Source organism: Naasia lichenicola (assembly GCF_004801885.1).
GTDB classification, from domain to species: domain Bacteria; phylum Actinomycetota; class Actinomycetes; order Actinomycetales; family Microbacteriaceae; genus Naasia; species Naasia lichenicola.
Window position 1 is genome coordinate 231,896 of the sequence record NZ_SSSM01000003.1, and the last position, 18,774, is coordinate 250,669.

The window sequence follows — 18,774 nt, forward strand, 5'->3', positions numbered from 1 at the left end:
CCGCGCATCGTTCCGCCAAGCATGGCCGATCCGTGGGCGACGGCCGAGCGCGGGAGGGCGTCGACGGCGCTCAGCCACCGACGGTTCGCTCCCACCCGGTGGCTGAGCCGTGCGGGAGGCGCGCGTCGAAGCTCGGTCGTCACGCGCGTCGCTTCCGCTGAACGGAAGCGGACTGGCGCCGGTTCTGCGCAGAGACCAGAGTGATCGGGAACGACCGGCGAAGGAGCCCCATGCGACACAGGACATCCGTGGCGATCGTGGGCGCCGGACCGGCAGGCCTCCTGCTCGGTCAGCTCCTGCACGCTCGGGGCATCGACTTCGTGATCGTCGAGAACCGCTCCCGCGAATACGCGCTCGCCCGCATCCGCGCCGGCGTGCTCGAGCAGTCCTCCGTCGATGTGCTTGAATCCGTGGGCCTTGCCGACAATCTGCACGAGCGCGGCCTGGTGCACGACGGCATCTACCTGCAGCACGAGGGCGTCCGCACCCACATCGACTTCCGGGACCTGGTCGGGCGCACCGTCACCGTCTACGGACAGCAGCAGGTCGTCCGCGATCTCATGGCCGCGCACGACGCGATCGGCTCGAGCGTCTACTACGAGGCGTCCGACGTGACGCCCTCCGGCGTCGAGACCCCGCGGCCCCTCCTGACCTTCAGCCACGGCGGGGAGTCGCATGAGGTCGAGGCCGACTTCATCGTCGGAGCCGACGGCTTCCACGGGGTCTGCCGCACGATCATCCCGGCGACCGAGATCAGCGTCTTCGAGCGCAACTACGAGTGCGCCTGGCTCGGCATCCTCGCCGATGTGGCCCCCAGCACCGACGAGCTGATCTACGCCCTGCACCCCGACGGCTTCGCCATGCACTCCATGCGCTCGACCACGGTGTCCCGCCTCTACTTGCAGGTGGAGCCTGACGACGACATCGCGAACTGGAGCGACGAGCGGATCTGGGACGGCCTGCACGAGCGGCTCGGCACGCCCGGCTGGACGCTCAACGAGGGGCCGATCACCGAGAAGTCGATCACCCCGATGCGCAGCAGCGTCGCCTCCACGCTCTCCTACGGACGGCTGTTCCTCGTCGGCGATGCCGGCCACATCGTTCCGCCCACGGGCGCCAAGGGGCTGAATTCGGCCATCTCTGATGTCGCGATGCTCGGCGCGGCCATCGGCGAGCACTACGACGGAACCTCGACGCGCCTCGCCGACTACAGCCGACGCGCACTGTCGCGCCAGTGGAAGACGCAGTACTTCTCCCAGTGGATGACCGACATGCTGCACACCCCCAGCATCCAGACCCCGAAGGACCTCGCGGCCTTCCGGTACCGCAGCCAGCTCGGACAGCTCGAGTTCGTGACCGGCTCCCAGCACGCACAACAGACCCTCGCCGAGCAGTACACGGGATTGAGCATCGAATGACAGACACCTCGAACAGCAGCAACGACGCAGCCGCCGCGCAGGACACGGCCGATGAGAACTCGGCGGCGCCGCTGCCTCCCGGAGTGCCGACCCAGGAGCAGATCAGCGCCGAGATCGCCGAGTCGCACGCCCGTTCCGCCCGCGACCACCGTCCCGGAGAGAACGCGCATCCGCTGCGGGACTTCGCGCCGTACCGCAGCGCGGTGCTGCGCCACCCCACGCACGAGCTGGTCAAGGTCGACCCCGAGGAGATCGAGCTCGCCTCCCCCGCCTTCGGCCACTCGGACGTGTCCGAGGACGAGAACGACCTGACCATCCAGCATGCCGGCGAGCCGCTCGGCGAGCGGATCGTCGTCACCGGCCATGTGCTCGACGGCGAGGGACGCCCCGTGGCGAACCAGCTCGTCGAGGTGTGGCAGGCCAACTCGTCCGGCCGCTACGTGCACAAGCGCGACCAGCACCCGGCTCCGCTCGACCCCAACTTCACGGGCGTCGGACGCACGATCACCGGTGCGGACGGCAGCTACCGCTTCGTGACGATCAAGCCCGGCCCGTATCCGTGGCGCAATCACCGCAACGCATGGCGGCCCGCGCACATCCACTTCTCGCTGTTCGGCCAGGCCTTCACTCAGCGGCTGATCACTCAGATGTACTTCCCGGGCGACCCTCTGTTCGCGCTCGACCCGATCTACCAGTCGATCCCCGACCAGCAGACCAGGGACGGCCTGATCTCGACCTACGACCACGGTGTTACCGTTCCCGAGTGGGCGACCGGATACCGGTGGGACATCGTGCTGACCGGCGCGACGGCGACCTGGCGCGAGAGCGACCATGAGGAGGACCATGCCTGACACGACTTCGCCGGCGACATCGGAACAGCAGAGCAATGACCAGCAGAGCGCTGGAAAGCTGCGGCAGACCGCGTCGCAGACCATCGGCCCGTTCTACGGGTTCGCGCTGCCCTACCCAGGCGGCCCCGAGCTGCTCCCCCCGCATGCTCACGGAACCGTGCGCCTGCACGGGACCGTGTACGACGGCAACGGCGCGGTGGTGCCGGACGCCCTCATCGAGCTCTGGCAGACGGATGCCGCGGGCGTCATCCCGACGGCGCTCGGCAGCCTGCACCGCGACGGCTACACCTTCACCGGCTTCGGCCGAGCTGCTGTCGACGGATGGGGGCACTTCACCTTCACGACCGTCCGGCCCGCGGCGACCGCCGAGGGCGACGCGGCCTTCGCCGTGATCGCGGTCTTCGCCCGCGGCCTGCTGCACCATCTCTACACGCGGGCGTACTTCGTAGATGCGGATGCGGATGCCGCGGCGCCGGCCGACGCGCTGCTCGACCGGGTCGGACCCGAACGGGCACGCACGCTCCTCGCGCTCGCGGACGGACCCGACAGCTACCGGTTCGACATCCGCCTGCAGGGCGAGGACGAGACGGTCTTCCTCGACTACCCCGCGCTCGGCGCCCCTCAGGCATCGGCATCGGCATCGGCATCGGCAGGAGGGTCTGAGTGAGCGATGACGGGGCTGCTGGACCCGTCGTCGACCTCGGCCTGCTCGATCCGCTGACCGGCCCGACGACCGCCGCAGTGGTCGGCGACGCCGCGTACCTCTCGGCGATGATCGAGGTCGAGGCCGCGCTCATCGGGGCCTTCGTCGACATCGACGTGGCACCCGTCGAGGCCGAGGTGGACGTCGCCGTCCTGGCCGCCGGTGTTGACCTCCTCAGCGTCGCGGCTGCCGCCCGAGGCGGCGGCAACCCCGTCATCCCACTGGTCGCGGCCCTCCGCTCGGCCGCTCCCCAGGCGTCGGCGCCGTGGCTGCACCGCGGCGCGACGAGCCAGGACATCCTCGACAGCGCGGCCATGCTCGTGGCGAGCCGCGCGCTGGCCGCCATCTCCGCAGATCTGCGTGCGACCGTCGGCACCCTCGCCGACCTGGCCGACGCGCACCGGCACACCCCGATGGCCGGCCGCACGCTCAGCCAGCAGGCGGCACCCACCACCTTCGGCCTTCGGGTCGCGTCCTGGCTGGACGCTGTTGTGACGGCGAGGACGAGCCTGCGCGGCGTCGCCACCCGCCTGCCCGCCCAGCTCGCCGGAGCCGTGGGCAGTGCGACGACGCTGGTGGACGCGGCCGGTGGCGTCGAACCCGCGGACCGGCTGCGGATCGAGTTCGCCGATCGCCTGGGCCTCGAGCACCGCGCGTCCGGCTGGCACACCGATCGCACCATCGTCGTCGAGCTCGGCTCGGCGCTCGCGCTCGTGATCGGCTCTCTCGGACGGATCGGGCTCGACGTGTCGCTGCTCTCCCGCACCGAGATCGCCGAGGTCTCCGAGGGCTTGGCGGAGGGCGAGGGCGGATCCTCCGCGATGCCGCAGAAGCGCAACCCCGTCGCGTCGGTGCTGCTCGTCGCCGCGGCCCGGCGCTCTCCCGGTCTGCTCGGCACCCTCGCCGGCTCGCTGCTCGCCGAGGACGACCGTCCGGTCGGCGCATGGCATGCCGAATGGCCGACGCTCCGTGAACTGCTGCGGATCGCCCTCGGCGCTGCGGCGGCTGCGCGCGGACTCGTCGCGGGACTCAGCGTCGATGCGGAGCGGATGCGCGACAACCTGGCGCTCACCGACGGCGCGATCCACGCCGAGCGGGCTACCGAGATCCTCACGGAGCAGGTCGGCCGCGCCCGCGCCGCCGAGCTGGTGAAGGCGGCGCTCGACGCCGACGGCGGCTTCTCCGAGGCGATCCTGTACCTCGCCGAGCAGGATTCCCAGCTGTCCGACACCGCCAGCGTCCTCGCGGCGACCACGGTCCACCGCGGACCGGTGGGCCTCAGCAACCAGATGATCGATGCGGCCATCGTCCGCGCGGGAGCCAGCACATGACGACCCCCATCCTCCGCGGCACCCTGACCCCGGTCGCGGCAGACGTCTCGGCGGCGCCCCTCCTCGTGCTCGGCCCGTCGCTCGGAACGACCTCCGCCCTCTGGGAGACCGCCGCCGCCGAGCTGTCCACACGCTTCCGCGTGCTCCGCTTCGACCTGCCGGGGCACGGACTCAGTGCTCCTGCGGCCGAGCCGTTCGAGCTGACCGACCTGGCCGACGCGGTGGTCGCCCTCGTCGACTCCGTCGGCGGAGGACGCTTCAGCTATGCGGGCGTCTCGATCGGCGGAGCGATCGGCATCGAGCTCGCCCTCTCCCCCGCCGGACGGCGCCTCGACGCGCTCGCGATCATCTGCTCCAACTCGCAGCTCGGCGGCCCGGACGGCTGGCTGGATCGCGCGGCAGCGGTCCGCGCTCAGGGCACCGCGTCGATGGTGACCGGCAGCTCGCAGCGCTGGTTCGCACCCGGCTTCCTGCCCCGACGTCCCGACCGCGCGTCGCAGGCGCTCGACGGACTGCTGACGATCGACGACGAGTCCTACGCGAAGTGCTGTGAGGCGCTGGCGCGGTACGACCGCACCTCTCGAGTCTCCGAGATCGGCACCCGGACCGCGGTCGTCACGGGCGACGTCGACCCCGTCGTCTCGATCGCCGAGGGGGACGCTCTGGCGGCGGCCATCCCCGGCAGCCGCCGCTACGTGCTCGCGGACACCGGCCATCAGGGCCACCTCGAGCGACCCGAGGACATCGCGGCCATCGTGGCCGAGCTCGTGCCGAGCCTGCGCACCCCGAGCGACATCCACGCCGGTGGCATGGCAGTGCGGCGCGCGGTGCTGGGCGACGCGCACGTCGATCGTGCGACCGCCGCCGCGACACCCGAGACCCGCGACTTCCAGGACCTGATCACCCGCTACGCCTGGGGCGACATCTGGACCCGCCCCGGCCTCGACCGGCGGATGCGCAGCGCCGTCACCCTGTCGTCGCTCGTCACCGCCGGGCACTGGCACGAGACCGGCCTGCATGTCGAGGCCGCCCTGCGCAACGGATTGAGCCGGGCGGAGATCAGCGAGATCCTGCTGCAGACGGCGATCTATGCGGGCGTGCCCGCCGCGAACTCGGCGTTCGGCGTGGCCCGCGAGGTCTTCGCCCGCCTCGACGCGGCCGACGAGACCGATCAAGCTCAGGAGGAGCACTGATGGACAAGCAGTACGCAACGGCGGCCGAAGCGGTCGCGGACATCCCCGACGGGTCGTCCATCGCAGTCGGCGGCTTCGGCCTGGTCGGCGTGCCGATCGTTCTGATCCGCGCCCTGCTGGAGAGCAAGACCACCGATCTCGAGGTCGTCTCGAACAACTGCGGCGTCGACGGCTGGGGGCTCGGGCTGCTGCTGTCCGCCGGGCGGATCCGGCGGATCATCGCGTCGTACATCGGGGAGAACAAGGAGTTCGCACGCCAGTACCTCGGCGGCGAGGTGGAGGTGGAGCTCACCCCGCAGGGCTCGCTGGCCGAGCGCCTCCGCGCGGGCGGCGTCGGCATCCCCGCCTTCTACACGGCCTCCGGCGTCGGCACCGTCGTCTCCGAGGGCGGCATGCCGTGGCGCTACGACTCCAACGGCGCGATCACGCTCGCCTCGCCCGCCAAGCCGACGGCGACCTTCGACTCGCTCGGCGATGCCAAGGAGTACGTGCTCGAGAAGGCGATCCGCACCGACTACGCCCTCGTGCGCGCCGCCAAGGGCGATCGGCACGGCAACCTGGTCTTCGAGAAGTCGACCCGCAACTTCAATCCCCTCGCGGCGATGGCGGGTCGGATCACGATCGCTGAGGTCGACGAGCTCGTCGAACCCGGTGCCCTGGATCCGGATGAGGTGCATCTGCCCGGCATCTACGTCGACCGGGTCGTCGTACTGAGCCGTGAAGAGGCCACCGACCTGCCGATCGAGAAGACGACGGTGCGCCCCCGGCCCGCCGACTCCAGCACCGGAACGGAGACGAACTGATGGCGCTCACCCGCAACGAGATGGCGGCTCGGGCCGCGCTCGAGCTCGAAGACGGCACCTACGTCAACCTCGGCATCGGCCTGCCCACCCTCATCCCCAACTACATTCCCGACGGGATGACCGTGATCCTGCACTCGGAGAACGGCATCCTCGGCGTCGGCCCCTATCCCTGGGAGGGCGAGGCCGATCCCAAGCTGATCAACGCGGGCAAGGAGACGGTCACCGTCCTTCCTGGGGCCGCGTACTTCGACTCCGCTGCGAGCTTCGGCATGATCCGCGGCGGCCGCGTGGCCACTGCCGTGCTCGGCGCGATGCAGGTGGCAGCGAACGGCGACATCGCCAACTGGGCCGTTCCCGGCAAGCTCGTCAAGGGCATGGGCGGCGCGATGGACCTCGTCGCGGGCGCCCGTCGGGTGATCGTGCTGATGGAGCACGTCACCAAGACCGGCGAGCACAAGATCCTCGACCTGTGCGAGCTGCCGCTCACCGGCAAGGGCTGCGTGGATCGGATCATCACCGACCTCGCCGTCTTCGACGTCACGCCCGACGGCCTGGTGCTGATCGAGCTGGCCCCCGGCGTCAGCCAGGACGAGGTGCGCGAGAAGACCGGCGCCGCGTACACCGTCGCCGATTCCCTCGGCACGGTGGAGGTGGCGTCGTGACCGAGCTGCGCGAAGCGGTCATCTGCTCCCCGCTGCGCACCCCGGTCGGCCGGTTCGGCGGCTCGCTCGCTCCGCTGTCCGCGATCCAGCTGGCGACCCACATCCTCACCGAGCTCGTCGCGCGCACCGGACTTCCGGGCGAAGCGGTCGACGACGTCATCCTGGCGCAGGGCTACCCGACGATGGAGGCCGCCCCGATCGCCCGGGTCGCGGCGCTGAACGCGGGGCTCCCGGTCACGGCGACCGGCTACCAGCTCGACCGTCGCTGCGGTTCGGGACTGCAGGCCGTGCTCAACGCGGCGATGCAGGTGCAGACCGGCGTCAGCGACCTGGTAATCGCCGGCGGTGTCGAGTCGATGAGCAACGCTCCCCTGTATACCGAGCACGGTCGCCGCGGCATCCCCGCCGGCGGGCTGATGCTGCACGACGCGCTCAGCCGCGGCCGCGAGACGGTCGGCGGCGTCAACTACCCCACCCCCGACGGCAACATCGGCGCGGCCGAAGTTCTTCGCCGCGAGTACGGGATCAGCCGGCAGGAGCAAGACGCGTTCGCCGTGCGATCCCACCGCCGGGCCGTCGCCGCGCAGGAGTCCGGCGCCTTCGCCCGCGAGCTGGTGCCGATCAGCGTTCCGGGTCGCAAGGGTGCGACGGTCGTCGACACCGACGAGCACCCGCGCGCGGACACCTCCGAGGAGGTGCTCGCAGGCCTCCGGGCCGTGATGCTGAAGGCCGACCCTGAATCGACCGTCACCGCAGGCAACTCGAGCGGCCAGAACGATGCGGCGGCCGCCAGCATCGTGACGACCCCCGAGCGCGCCGCCGAGCTCGGCCTCACTCCGATCGTGCGCCTCGTGACCTGGGCCGTTGCCGGAGTCGATCCGCTGCACTTCGGCGTCGGTCCCGTGCCCGCCGTCAATCGTGCGCTGTCGCGTGCCGGCATGTCCTTCGACGACATCGGCCTCATTGAGCTGAACGAGGCGTTCGCCGTGCAGGTGATCGCCTGCATGCGCGATTGGAACCTCGACCCGGAGGACCCGCGCCTCAATCCGCGCGGAAGCGGCATCTCGATCGGACATCCGATCGCCGCGACAGGGGCGCGCATGCTCGCGACCCTGTCCTCAGAGGTGGTCGACCTCGACGTGCAGTTCGCGATCGAGACGATGTGCATCGGTGGCGGCCAAGGCCTCGCCGCCATCTTCGAGCGCGTCTGACCCGCCGGCGGTCTGCCGCCGGTTGGCTGTTTCGGGTCGGCACGCGGCGGTGGACCGATGGACGCACCGTTCGCGCGCGACCAGCATGGTCAGGTGTCGCCTCGCTCCATCCTGCTGTTTCTCGCCCTCGGCGTCTTCTGGGGCATCCCCTACGCACTGATCAAGATCTCTGTCGGTGAGCTCGATCCGCTGATGCTGTGCTTCGCCCGCACCGCCATCGCGGCCATCGTCCTCATCCCGATCGCTCTGGTCCGGAAGGATCGGATCGATCTGCGCCGTCAGTGGAAGCCGCTGCTCGCGTACACGGTCGCCGAGATCGTCGTCCCCTGGTTCTTCTTGAACACGGCGGAGACGAAGCTCCCGAGCTCGACTCCCGGGCTGATGCTCGCCAGCATTCCGCTGGTCAGCCTGGCGATCGGCGTGCTCTTCGGACGACGCGAGCGGCTGAGTCCGCTCAACTGGGTCGGCATCCTGATCAGCACCATCGGGGTGGTGTCGATCGTCGGCGTGAACGTGGCCGGCAGCGATCCGGCGTCGGTCGCAGCGGTCGGGATCGTGGTGCTCGGCTACGCCGTAGGACCGATGGTCCTGTCGCGCTGGATGCCCGGCGCCTCGGGCGTGGCCGTCGCTGCCGCGTCGATGGCCGTTGCCGCAGTGGTCTACGGCCCGCTCACCTTCGCGACAGGGTCGTGGCCCGACCGATGGCCGAGCACTCCGGTGATCCTCAGCGTGCTCATCCTGGCGATCGTCTGCAGCGCTGCGGCGTTCATCCTCCTCGTGCACCTCACGTCGGTGATGGGTCCGATGCGGGTCACCACGGTCACGTACCTCAACCCGGTGGTGGCGGTGTTGACCGGCATCGTCCTTCTGCGCGAGCAGCTGACGATCGGCGCGGTGCTCGGATTCGTGCTGGTGACCGCGGGGGCGATCCTGTTCGGGCGGAGGGCGGCCCGCGTCGCGCCGCTGACACCGGTCGAGGCGGGGACGGCTCGCTGAACGGTCGGCTCGCTGAGCGGTCGGCAGCGCCGATAGCCTGCGGCCATGGAGATGGCGATTGCGATCGTGGGGTTCCTCGGCGGCTGGCTGCTGGTCGCGGGTCCGATCTATCAGGCGGCGACGGAGCTCGGGGCAGAGGCGGTCGATCGCGCCTCCATCTCGGCCGCCTATGAGGCGGTGCCCGCACCGGCACCGGATTCGCCGTGGTGGTGGCTGGTGCCGCCTGTCGCCATGTGGCGGCGTCAGCGGATATCGCGGGCGCATCACGAGGCGATGCTCAAGGTGATGACGGAGGAGCAGGTGACGCAGCTGCTGCGCTTCGGGGCGAAGGCGACGGGCTGGTTGATCGTGGCGTTGGGTGCCGCGTTCATCGCTGCCAAAGAGACGTGGGAACTGGTCGAGCTGCTCGAGTGGCGCACATGGACGTTCTTCGCGCTGGTCGTCGCCGGGGTGTTCGCGGCGGTGCTCTTCATGACCCTGCGGACCCGTCGCGACCAGCAGATGATCGAGCAGAGGTCGATGATCGGCCTCTGAGCCTTCGGAGGGTCGCGTGGGCTTCGACACGGGCGCGGGGCGCCCGGCTCAGCCACCGGTTGGAGACGAGATCCCGACACCCCGGTGGCTGAGCCGGCCGAAGGCCGCGTCGAAGCCTGCGTCGAAGCCCAGTCGCCCCGGTGGCTGAGCCGGCCGGAGGCCGCGTCGAAGCCCGCTCGTGTGCCTTCTCGAGTCAGAACGGCGGCGGGCCGATGAAGCGGGTGTAGGTGTCGCTGTTGGGTGGCACATTCCAGACGGACCCCGCCCACAACGGCGGGACCTGCGGCACCTGTGGCGGTTCCTTCTTCCGGATCGATGTCGGCTTGGGGACGCTGACCGGGTTCGCCGGATGGGTCACATCGACCCGGCCAGATGGGCTGGTCCAGGTGACGAGGCCCTCGGCATCGAGAATTCCGTTCCACCTGCCGAGGTGGCGGAGCCGGTGATGCTTTCTGCAGAGGGCGATGAGGTTGTCGGCCGCGGTGTATCCGGAGCGCGCGTAGTCGTCGACGTGGTCGAGGTCCAGGCCGACCGCTGAGCGATTGCAGCCCGGGAAGCGGCAGGTCCCGTCACGGAGGGTGACCAGGCGGCGCACGGATTCGGGGATGTGTCGGGCCGTGGTGTCGATATCGACGACCTTGCCTGTGGTCGGGCTGACCAGCACCCGATAGAAGCCGGATGAGAGGTCGATCAGCGCACGCGCGGTGTCGGCATCGATCGGCCCCTGGCCCTGCAGCTCCGCAGGTGCGTCGCCGCCGACTGCGGTCGCCGCCGGGGCGGTGAGAAGGACTACGGGGCGGATGCTGCGAACACCGGAGTCGTCGTTGAGGATCAGATCCACGAGGACATCAGCACGGAGCTGTGAGGCGGTGCGGCCGTCCTCACCTCCGGCGTTCTTGATCGAGCGGACGCAGGCGTCGAGCTTCGCGTCGATCGCGACAGTGTCCTCACCCGAGAGGCTTGCCCAGAGCTCACCCATCCCGTCGCGGTTCGGGGCGATGCGCACCTGACGGTCCAGCAGTGCGTCGGCATGGCGTTCGGCGGAATCGTCCGGCTGCAGGCGCTCCCGGAGCTTGCCCAGTTCGTTCTTCAACTTCGCCGGAGTCATGCCCTCCGCCATGATCAACGCCGCCCGCTCGAAGCGAGTACCGAGATCACCGAACAGGCCAGCGCCCTCATCAGCAATGTGCTCCGCGTGACGGAGAGTGATCCGGCCTGAGTCGACCGCGGCGAGGGTCTGCCGGCGGTCGGTGGTCAGGATCTTCGCCCGCGCGATCAACGCCTGGGCGCTGTACTCGGTGAGGCCCAACGTCAGCGCGAGTTCGGCGACGAAGACGCGGTCCTGGATGTTCTCCTGGATCGGGTTCTGCGCTTGGCGGGCGTAGGTGGTGGCTTCTGCGGCGATCCACTTGATCCGCTGGACCTGAAGGGCCTGCTCGTCGAGCTTCAGCAGGGTGATGCCCTCGAGGAACTGCTGCCGGCGGCGACGCGGTGCGATCTCGATGACCTCGGTGGATGGCTCATCGATTGGGCAGGGGTTGGTCTCCAGCCAGGCGAAGAACTCCTCGTCCGAAACCTGGATGGGAGCGATGAAGTCGTCGGCGAGCAGGGCGAGATGAGCCCCATCCCAACCGTCGTTCCACACCTCGTGCATACCTGCACTCAACCACTAGCCACCGACATCGCAAGGGCATGTTCGGGCTGATCGGAGGCAAGTTTCAACCAATGGTTGAGGTGAGTTTTCGGGGCGTCTCGGGTGGGCTTCGACACGGGCGCTGCGCGCCGGCTCAGCCACCGAGGGGGGCGGACCTCGGGACGTAGACCCATGCATCGCGGCCCGACTGGAGGGTCACCGAGATGCGCTCATAGGACACCCGCTCGTAGTGATCTGCGGCGGCAAGTTCGTCGTCCGTGACGTCGAGGATCGCACCCGGAACCACATCGTCTGGGGAGCCCGGCAGCAGCGCAGGATGGCGATCCGTGCCGCTCATCGCGATGACCTCGGGATCGAGGATCGTGATCTCCCCCACCGTCCAGCCCGCCAGCGAGTCCGGCGTGGTGGGCACCGCGCGCCCGAAGAGCGACGTCTGCACGGCCGCGAGCTGAAGGGTCCCGAAGGAGAAGATCGGCGAAGTCACCCTCGAATCGTCTCAGAACACCGGACGGTCTAGCCCGTGAAGTCGGACCGGTGGTCCTGTGCCCACCGAGCGAGCGGGGTTCCACCGCCGATCCGCGACGCCAACGCCTCGGGCAGCTGGGAGTGCAGCGGCACCTCGGGCTCATCCACGGTCTCGGACCAGTACCGGAGCAGCATCTCGACGATGCCGGACGGCATGTACTGAGCCATATCAGCGCGGAACTCATCCGGGCCGATCTCGATATGCGGGATCTCACGGCTGATCGCCGCGGAGATCGCGCCGAGCTGCTCGATCTTGGTGAGGCTTGCCGGGCCCGTCAGCTCCACGATCGGGCCGAAGGAATCGGGCGAGCTGAGCGCCTCGGCAGCCGCCGCAGCCACGTCCGCCTCATGGATGAGCACCTGCGAGGAGGTCGGATACGGGATGCGCACGGGATAGCCCGATCGGATGGGAAAGGCCCAGAAGAGCAGGTTCGTCGCGAAGTTGCCGGGACGCAGGATGATGTGCGCATCGGTCCTGCTGGTCACCGCGTGTTCGACTGCGCGGTGGTGGGCGGCCGTCGCCGAGCCACCGTCGCGTGCGTTGCGCTCTGAGACCGCAAGGGACGAGAGCACCACGAATCGCTGCACGCCGGCGTCGAGCGCGCGCTCGACGAAGCCGTCGACCCCCTCGTCGGCAGGGAAGACGAAGGCCGTGTCGACGCCGTCGAACACGGCGCCGCCTGCGCTCGACAGATCGCCCTCCGCCACCTCGACACCATCGGGCAGCGCGGCCTTCGTCGGGTCGCGGCTGAGCGCGCGGAGGTCGACGCCCCGCGCCACCAGGTCGGCGACCAGCAGTCTGCCGACGTTGCCGGTGGCGCCTGTGATGAGAGTGGTCATGGCTGCTCCTTCTGAGCGATTGCGTCCGGATTCCGAGCGATCGCATGCGGACTTCCGTGCGGTGATGCGCCACGGTATGACTCATATAGGTCTGATCCTGGCCTGATGATCTGCGATCATCTTTAGATGCCGGAGAACTCGACGACCTCGCGGGTGCTGCGGCTGTTGAGCCTGCTGCAGACGCGGCGATCGTGGCCCGGCGGTGAGCTCGCACGGAGAGTCGGCGTGAGCCCGCGCACGATCCGGCGGGACATCGATCGACTGCGAGAGCTCGGTTACCGGATCGAGGCGGAGCGCGGATCGATCGGCGGCTATCGGCTGGAGGCTGGATCCGACCTGCCTCCGCTGCTCTTCACCGACGACGAGGCGGTCGCTCTCGCCCTCGGGCTGCGCGCCGGCGCAGCGGATGGGGCCGTCCGCGGAATGGCGGAGCTGACGGTCTCCGTGCTCGCCAAGCTCGAGCAGGTGCTGCCGTCCGCGGTGCGCTCGCGAGTGCGGGCGACGCAGGCGGCGATCGTCGCCCCTGGACCGGTGCATTCCGACGACGCGGCGGATCCCGAGACCTTCGCCACCCTGGCGCTGGCCTGCCGCGACTCGGAGGTGATCCGCTTCGACTACGCCGCGGCCGATGGCGCCCAGACCGCGCGGCGGGTCGAGTCGGTGGCGCTCGTCCCGATCGGGCGGCGGTGGTACCTGCTCGCCTGGGACTCCGCGCGCGACGACTGGCGCACATTCCGCCTCGACCGGATCACCCGTCCGACCCGCACCCATCTCATCGTGGAGCGCCGCGCGGTGCCTTCCGCCGACGCGGCCTCCTACGTCGCCGAGCGATTCGCGACCTCAGCGGTCCCCCGCCTCTCGGCGACCGTGCGGATCGACGCACCGCACGACGAGGTCGAGGGCTACCTCGGCGCCTACACGAACGGGCTCACGCCGGACGGTCCCGAGCACACCCGGTGGCGGATCAGCGACGACCGGGTCGAGATCCTGATGGGCGCGCTGACCTGGCTGATCTGGCCGTTCACCGTGATCGAGGGCGCAGAGCTGCAGCGATTCGTCGGTGAGTTCGGTGAGCGCCTCCGAAGCGATCCGCCCGCCTCCTGACTCCGGGAGGACAGCGTGGTCCAGACGGCAGAATGGAGGCACGCGCCTGCATCGTCCGCCTCCCAGTCCGAAGAGAGCCCATGATCCTTCCCGCGATCGACTACACGATCTCCCTGCCCGACTGGGTGAGCTCGACGCTCGCCGACGTTCCCGAGATCCTGCCGACCATCGAGGATCGGATGCGGCTCGTCAACCGGCTCGCCGACCAGAACTGGCGCGAGGGCAACGGCGGACCGTTCGCGGCACTCGTCGCCGAGACCGATACCGGGCGGATCGTCTCCGTCGGGGTCAACGTCGTCCTCCGCACCGGCATCTCGTCGGGCCATGCGGAGGTCACCGCGCTGGGCCTCGCCCAGCGCGCGATCGGCGACTGGGACCTCGGCGGGGTCGGCCAGCCGAAGCACGAGCTCGTCGTCAACTGGCGGCCCTGCGTGCAGTGCTACGGCGCGACCCTCTGGTCCGGCGTCCGCAGGCTCGTCGTCGCCGGCTCCGGCCCTGAGCTCGAGGAGATCACCACCTTCGACGAGGGACCGATGCATCCGGAGTGGGCGGCACAGTTCGAGGCGCGAGGCATCGAGGTGGTCGACGGCGTGCTCCGCGACGACGCGATCGCCGTCTTCACCGCCTACCGGACGGCCGTCGATGCAGACGCCGTCACCGTCTACAACGCCCGCTCCGACTCCTAGCTCCCGTTCCAGTTGCCGTTCGAGTTCGAGTTCGAGTTCGAGGAGCTGAACTGCTGCTGCCCGAGGACGGCGAGCAGCGCCAGCTTCTCGGCGGCCTCCGAGCGCGGCGGCGCGGTCAGCACCAGCAACGCCTGGCCCTGGTCCTCCGTGAACAGGGCCTGGCAGTCGAGCTCGAGTTCACCGAGCTCCGGATGGATCAGGACCTTGTGGTCGTCGAAGCGGGCGCCGACGTCGTGCAGCGCCCAGATCTCGGAGAACTCCTGGCTCGCCTTCTGGAGGTCGCGGGCGAGCAGCGCCGCGCGAGAGCTCGCACCACCCATCCCGTAGGCCGCTCGGAGGCTGGCGACCTGAGCCCGGCTCTGGCGGGCGCGGTCCGCTTCGGGATAGGTCAGGCGCTCCGCCGGATCGGTGAACCAGCGGTAGACGCTGCTGCGCGCCGGGCCGACGTGGACAGAATGGTCGCCGAGCAGCGCCTTCGCCAGGCTGTTCTGGGCGAGCGTCTCCAACAGGCTGGACAGGATCAGCGCGGGGGTGTCCTCGAGCCGATCGAGCACCCGCAGCAGCTGCGGCGCCACATGGGTGTCGAGCGGCGTCCGGGCTGGCGCTCCATGACCCGCGAGGCGATACAGGTAGTCCCGCTCCTCGTTGCTCAGCCGCAGCGCACGCGCAAGGGATCCGAGCATCTGCTCCGACGGCTGCGGTCCGCGCTCCTGCTCGAGCCGCACGTAGTAGTCGGTGGACATGCCGGCGAGCACTGCGATCTCCTCGCGACGCAGCCCGCCGACCCTGCGACGCGGCCCCGACGACATGCCGACGTCGGACGGCTGCAGGCCGGCACGACGGGCGCGGAGGAATGCGGCGAGCGCGGGACGGTCCATCGCTCAAGTATCCGGCCTGATCACAGGCTCATCCAGGGATCGGCGATCCTACGACGACCGCTCTCTCCCCCACCGATCGGATAGGCGGAAGGCTGGCCGCATGAACATCTCCGGAAACACCGTCTTCCTGCCCGGCGCGACCTCGGGCATCGGCCTCGCCCTCGCCCTGCGCTTCCAGGCGGCAGGCAACACCGTCATCATCGGCGGCCGCCGCACCGACCGCCTCGAGCAGCTGGCCGAAGAGCACGGCTTCGCCACCGTGAGCATCGACACCACCGACCCCGCATCCGTCCTCGCCGCCCGCGACGAGGTGCTCGCAGCGCATCCGGACCTCGACGTGCTCATCGCCATGGCCGGCATCATGCAGACCGAGGACGTGTCGGGCGGCGACTTCCTGCAGGTCGCCGAGCAGATCGTCGACACCAACATCAACGGACCGCTGCGCCTGATCTCCGCCTTCATCGAGCACCTGACGAGCCGCCCGGATGCGACCCTGGTGACCGTCTCCTCGGGCCTCGCCCACGTTCCGCTCGCGGGAACGCCGACCTACAACGGCACGAAGGCGTTCATCCACCGCTTCAGCGAGAGCATCCGCCTGCAGCTCGCGGGCACCTCTGTGAAGGTGGTCGAGCTCGTGCCGCCCGCCGTGCAGACAGAGCTCACCCCCGGCCAGTCCACCCGCGAGGGCTACCTGCCGCTCGACGACTTCGCCGACGAGGTGATGAGCATCTTCGAGTCGCAGCCCGACGTGCGGGAGGTGCTCGTCGAGCGGGTCGGCTTCCTCCGCTACGCCGAGGTGGAGGGCCGCTACGACGCCGCGGTCGCCGCCGTCAACGCCCACTGATCCGCATGTCCGAACTGGAGAACCCGTTCGATCGGCTGCACGCCACGGCGCCGACCGTGCTGCCCTATCAGTCCAACGTGCTGGTGCGGTCGTTCGTGCTGACGCGCCCGACAGGCAACGTCATCGTCTACAACTCGCCGGGAATCGACGCGGACGCCGCGGGAATCGGGAGCCTGGGGGGCGCGACGCGGCTGCTGATCAATCACGCTCACGAGGCCATGTACGGGCAGCCGGCGCTCGACGTGCCGGTTTTCGTCCATGAGCGGGACCGGGCCGAAGCCGCACGCGCGCTGAGGATCGCGGGAACGTTCGAGCGTCGTTCGATGATCGACGACGACCTGGAGGTGATCCCCACGCCCGGGCACACCGCCGGCACCACCTCGTTCCTGTGGGACAGCGGCGAGCACAGGTTCCTCTTCACGGGCGACTTCCTCTGGATCGAGGAGGGCGAGTGGAAGGCCGTCGTGCTCGAGCCGAGCCTGCGCACCGCGTATCTCGACAGCCTGCGTCTCGTTCGCGATCTCGACTTCGATGTCCTGGTGCCGTGGGGCGTCACGGACGACGGCCCCTATCTGCAGGAGGTGGATCCGGTCGGGAAGCGCCAGCGGATCGACGCGATCCTCGAGCGTGTGCAGGCGGGCGCGAGCCGATAGCGCTCCACCCGCGCCCGACCTGACCCGAATGGCGGGTGTTCGCGACCAGCCTCCATCCGCCTGCCAGAGGGTTCACCTACGCTCGAAGGAGCGAAACCACGAGGGCAGGGGTGCGGCATGACGAACGTTGCGATCGATATCTCGAACGACCTTTCGGTCGACGACTCGTCGCTGGACACCTTCTCGCGACGCGAGTCAGAGGTCCGCGGCTACATCCGCTCGTTCCCGGTGCTCTTCGACAGCGCGCGCGGCTCGACCCTGACGGCGGCGGACGGCCGCGAGTTCCTCGACTTCTTCGCGGGAGCGGGAGCGCTCAACTACGGGCACAACAACCCCGCCTTCACGCGGGCGCTGATCCAGTACCTCGAGCGCGACGGCATCATCCACGGCCTCGACATGGCGACGTCGGCCAAGCGCGCGTTCATCGAGGCGTTCGAGGACCTGATCCTCACTCCCCGAGGGTTCGACTACAAGCTGCAGTTCACCGGGCCCACCGGAGCGAATGCCGTCGAGGCCGCACTCAAGGTGGCGCGCAAGAAGACGGGCCGCGCCAACGTCGTCGCCTTCACCAACGCCTTTCACGGCCTCAGCCTCGGTGGACTCGCCACCACCGGCAACAGCCACTATCGCGGCGCCGCGGGCATCTCGCTCGACAACGTGACCCGGCTGCCCTTCGACGGCTACCTCGGCGCCGGCGTCGACACGCTCGACCTCTTCGAGAAGATGCTCGCCGACCCCGGCAGCGGACTCGATCTGCCGGCCGCGGTCATCGTCGAGGCGGTCCAGGGCGAGGGCGGGATCAACGTCGCCAGCGCCGCCTGGCTGCAGCGCCTCCGCCAGCTCACGGCCGACAACGGCATCCTGCTGATCCTCGACGAGATCCAGTCGGGCATCGGCCGCACGGGAGCGTTCTTCGCGTTCGAGGAGTCGGGCATCGTGCCCGACATCGTCACGGTGTCCAAGTCGATCTCGGGCTCGGGGCTGCCGATGTCACTCGTCCTGCTGCGTCCCGATGTGGACGTCTGGGGTCCAGGCGACCACACGGGCACCTTCAGAGGCAACAATCTCGCCTTCGTCTCTGCTCGCGTCGCCCTCGAGACCTACTGGGCCGACGACGCGTTCACCGACGCGGTCGCCGCGAAGTCGACCCTGATCGACGCCTACCTGCGCGACCTCGCAGCGGACCACCCGAACCTCGGCGCCGTGGTGCGCGGACGCGGCCTGATGTACGGCTTCGCGGTGGACAGCGATCGCACGCTCGCCTCGCGCATCTCGAAGGCCGCCTTCGAGCGCGGCCTGATCATCGAGACCTCTGGGGCGTTCGACGAGGTGCTCAAGTTCCTCCCGGCGCTGACGATCACCGAGGACGAGCTCAATCGCGGGCTGGCGATAGTGCGTTCCAGCCTCGAGGCCCTGCTCTAGAAGCAACCTCCTTCACGGATCAGGCGATTCTGCGATTTCGATCACGGTTCAGGCGATTTTCACCTGAACGGTGATCGAAGGCCTGATCCGTGAAACGAGCGGGCCGTCACTGGTCGGCGTCGAGCTCGTCCAACCGACGCAACGCCTCACGGGCTCGCTCCGCGCGATCGGCTTCTGGCTCGTCCCACCAGTAGGGTCCCCGCTCACCCAGGCCGTGCTTGGCGAGACCCACCCGAACCCGGGCTGCGGCCACAGCATCGGCATCGCCGCGCTTCTTCGCGGCGCCGACCCCCGACCTGCCCCTGCCCAGGTGCGACTTCAGCGCGGCGACGACATCCTCCGGGAGGGACGGATCGGTGCGGCGCCAGCGGCGACCGTCGATCACCAGCCAGCGCTGGTCGTCGGAAGTGCTGTCCGCGGCGCTGTCGGCGGCGTCATCCTGATCCCGCGCTCCGGCCACCCGCCC

At 69.6% G+C, this 18,774-nt stretch carries 20 protein-coding genes; 15 read left to right on the plus strand and 5 right to left on the minus strand.

The window, feature by feature from the left end:
• Positions 1-230 precede the first annotated feature (230 nt).
• The 10 genes from E6C64_RS06255 to E6C64_RS06300 all read left to right on the plus strand — a co-directional run bounded on the left by E6C64_RS06255 (position 231) and on the right by E6C64_RS06300 (position 9,702).
• The gene (locus E6C64_RS06255) at positions 231-1,418 is read left to right on the plus strand and encodes a 4-hydroxybenzoate 3-monooxygenase (RefSeq protein ID WP_136426787.1); all 1,188 of its coding nucleotides are present in this window, start codon (positions 231-233) and stop codon (positions 1,416-1,418) included.
• Positions 1,415-2,269, plus strand: coding sequence for a protocatechuate 3,4-dioxygenase subunit beta (gene pcaH, locus E6C64_RS06260; RefSeq protein WP_136426788.1), 855 nt, complete (start codon positions 1,415-1,417; stop codon positions 2,267-2,269). The genes E6C64_RS06255 and pcaH overlap by 4 nt, the downstream gene beginning before the upstream one ends.
• Positions 2,262-2,936, plus strand: coding sequence for a protocatechuate 3,4-dioxygenase subunit alpha (pcaG, locus tag E6C64_RS06265; protein ID WP_136426789.1), 675 nt, complete (start codon positions 2,262-2,264; stop codon positions 2,934-2,936). The genes pcaH and pcaG overlap by 8 nt, the downstream gene beginning before the upstream one ends.
• Positions 2,933-4,303 (plus strand): lyase family protein, encoded by a 1,371-nt coding sequence (locus E6C64_RS06270; RefSeq protein ID WP_136426790.1) that lies wholly within the window; start codon positions 2,933-2,935, stop codon positions 4,301-4,303. The genes pcaG and E6C64_RS06270 overlap by 4 nt, the downstream gene beginning before the upstream one ends.
• On the plus strand, positions 4,300-5,496 hold the full coding sequence (pcaDC, locus tag E6C64_RS19555) for a bifunctional 3-oxoadipate enol-lactonase/4-carboxymuconolactone decarboxylase PcaDC (protein WP_136426791.1): 1,197 nt from the start codon (positions 4,300-4,302) through the stop codon (positions 5,494-5,496). The genes E6C64_RS06270 and pcaDC overlap by 4 nt, the downstream gene beginning before the upstream one ends.
• Positions 5,496-6,299, plus strand: a complete 804-nt coding sequence (locus E6C64_RS06280; protein WP_136426792.1) for a CoA transferase subunit A — start codon at positions 5,496-5,498, stop codon at positions 6,297-6,299. Before pcaDC ends, E6C64_RS06280 begins: the two co-directional genes overlap by 1 nt.
• Positions 6,299-6,961: a CoA transferase subunit B gene (locus E6C64_RS06285; RefSeq protein ID WP_136426793.1), complete on the plus strand. Its 663-nt coding sequence runs from the start codon at positions 6,299-6,301 to the stop codon at positions 6,959-6,961. Before E6C64_RS06280 ends, E6C64_RS06285 begins: the two co-directional genes overlap by 1 nt.
• Positions 6,958-8,172, plus strand: coding sequence for an acetyl-CoA C-acetyltransferase (locus tag E6C64_RS06290; RefSeq protein ID WP_233255496.1), 1,215 nt, complete (start codon positions 6,958-6,960; stop codon positions 8,170-8,172). The genes E6C64_RS06285 and E6C64_RS06290 overlap by 4 nt, the downstream gene beginning before the upstream one ends.
• A 93-nt stretch (positions 8,173-8,265) precedes the next feature.
• Positions 8,266-9,168, plus strand: coding sequence for a DMT family transporter (locus E6C64_RS06295; RefSeq protein ID WP_158437763.1), 903 nt, complete (start codon positions 8,266-8,268; stop codon positions 9,166-9,168).
• Positions 9,169-9,213: 45 nt separating this feature from the next.
• Positions 9,214-9,702, plus strand: a complete 489-nt coding sequence (locus E6C64_RS06300) for a hypothetical protein (RefSeq protein WP_136426795.1) — start codon at positions 9,214-9,216, stop codon at positions 9,700-9,702.
• Positions 9,703-9,895: 193 nt separating this feature from the next.
• Here the strand turns inward: E6C64_RS06300 and E6C64_RS06305 are convergent, their stop codons facing one another.
• From E6C64_RS06305 to E6C64_RS06315, 3 genes are all read right to left on the minus strand, one after another.
• Complete coding sequence (locus E6C64_RS06305; RefSeq protein WP_136426796.1) at positions 9,896-11,356, minus strand: HNH endonuclease signature motif containing protein; 1,461 nt, start codon at positions 11,354-11,356, stop codon at positions 9,896-9,898.
• A 133-nt stretch (positions 11,357-11,489) separates the two neighbouring features.
• On the minus strand, positions 11,490-11,840 hold the full coding sequence (locus tag E6C64_RS06310) for a gamma-glutamylcyclotransferase family protein (RefSeq protein WP_136426797.1): 351 nt from the start codon (positions 11,838-11,840) through the stop codon (positions 11,490-11,492).
• 29 nt (positions 11,841-11,869) lie between these two features.
• Complete coding sequence (locus E6C64_RS06315) at positions 11,870-12,721, minus strand: SDR family oxidoreductase (RefSeq protein ID WP_136426798.1); 852 nt, start codon at positions 12,719-12,721, stop codon at positions 11,870-11,872.
• A gap of 126 nt (positions 12,722-12,847) precedes the next feature.
• Between E6C64_RS06315 and E6C64_RS19195 the strand changes: the two genes are divergently transcribed.
• Positions 12,848-13,825 carry a helix-turn-helix transcriptional regulator gene (locus E6C64_RS19195; protein ID WP_199240976.1) on the plus strand — a complete coding sequence of 326 codons (978 nt, stop codon included), beginning with the start codon at positions 12,848-12,850 and terminating at the stop codon, positions 13,823-13,825.
• 80 nt (positions 13,826-13,905) lie between these two features.
• A complete protein-coding gene (locus E6C64_RS06330) occupies positions 13,906-14,511 on the plus strand; it encodes a nucleoside deaminase (RefSeq protein ID WP_136426800.1) in 606 nt (201 codons plus the stop codon).
• On the opposite strand, the gene E6C64_RS06335 is transcribed toward E6C64_RS06330, so the two are convergent.
• Positions 14,508-15,389, minus strand: coding sequence for a helix-turn-helix transcriptional regulator (locus E6C64_RS06335; RefSeq protein ID WP_136426801.1), 882 nt, complete (start codon positions 15,387-15,389; stop codon positions 14,508-14,510). The two genes, E6C64_RS06330 and E6C64_RS06335, sit on opposite strands and share 4 nt — an antisense overlap.
• A 100-nt stretch (positions 15,390-15,489) precedes the next feature.
• On the opposite strand from E6C64_RS06335, the gene E6C64_RS06340 reads away from it, so the two are divergent.
• The 3 genes from E6C64_RS06340 to ectB all read left to right on the plus strand — a co-directional run bounded on the left by E6C64_RS06340 (position 15,490) and on the right by ectB (position 18,308).
• Complete coding sequence (locus E6C64_RS06340) at positions 15,490-16,233, plus strand: SDR family oxidoreductase (protein WP_136426802.1); 744 nt, start codon at positions 15,490-15,492, stop codon at positions 16,231-16,233.
• 5 nt (positions 16,234-16,238) lie between these two features.
• Positions 16,239-16,886, plus strand: coding sequence for an MBL fold metallo-hydrolase (locus E6C64_RS06345; RefSeq protein WP_199240977.1), 648 nt, complete (start codon positions 16,239-16,241; stop codon positions 16,884-16,886).
• A gap of 117 nt (positions 16,887-17,003) precedes the next feature.
• Complete coding sequence (gene ectB, locus E6C64_RS06350) at positions 17,004-18,308, plus strand: diaminobutyrate--2-oxoglutarate transaminase (RefSeq protein WP_136426803.1); 1,305 nt, start codon at positions 17,004-17,006, stop codon at positions 18,306-18,308.
• Between the two features lie 106 nt (positions 18,309-18,414).
• Here ectB and E6C64_RS06355 read toward each other — a convergent pair whose 3' ends face one another.
• Positions 18,415-18,768 carry a biopolymer transporter Tol gene (locus tag E6C64_RS06355; protein ID WP_136426804.1) on the minus strand — a complete coding sequence of 118 codons (354 nt, stop codon included), beginning with the start codon at positions 18,766-18,768 and terminating at the stop codon, positions 18,415-18,417.
• Between the last annotated feature and the right edge of the window lie 6 nt (positions 18,769-18,774).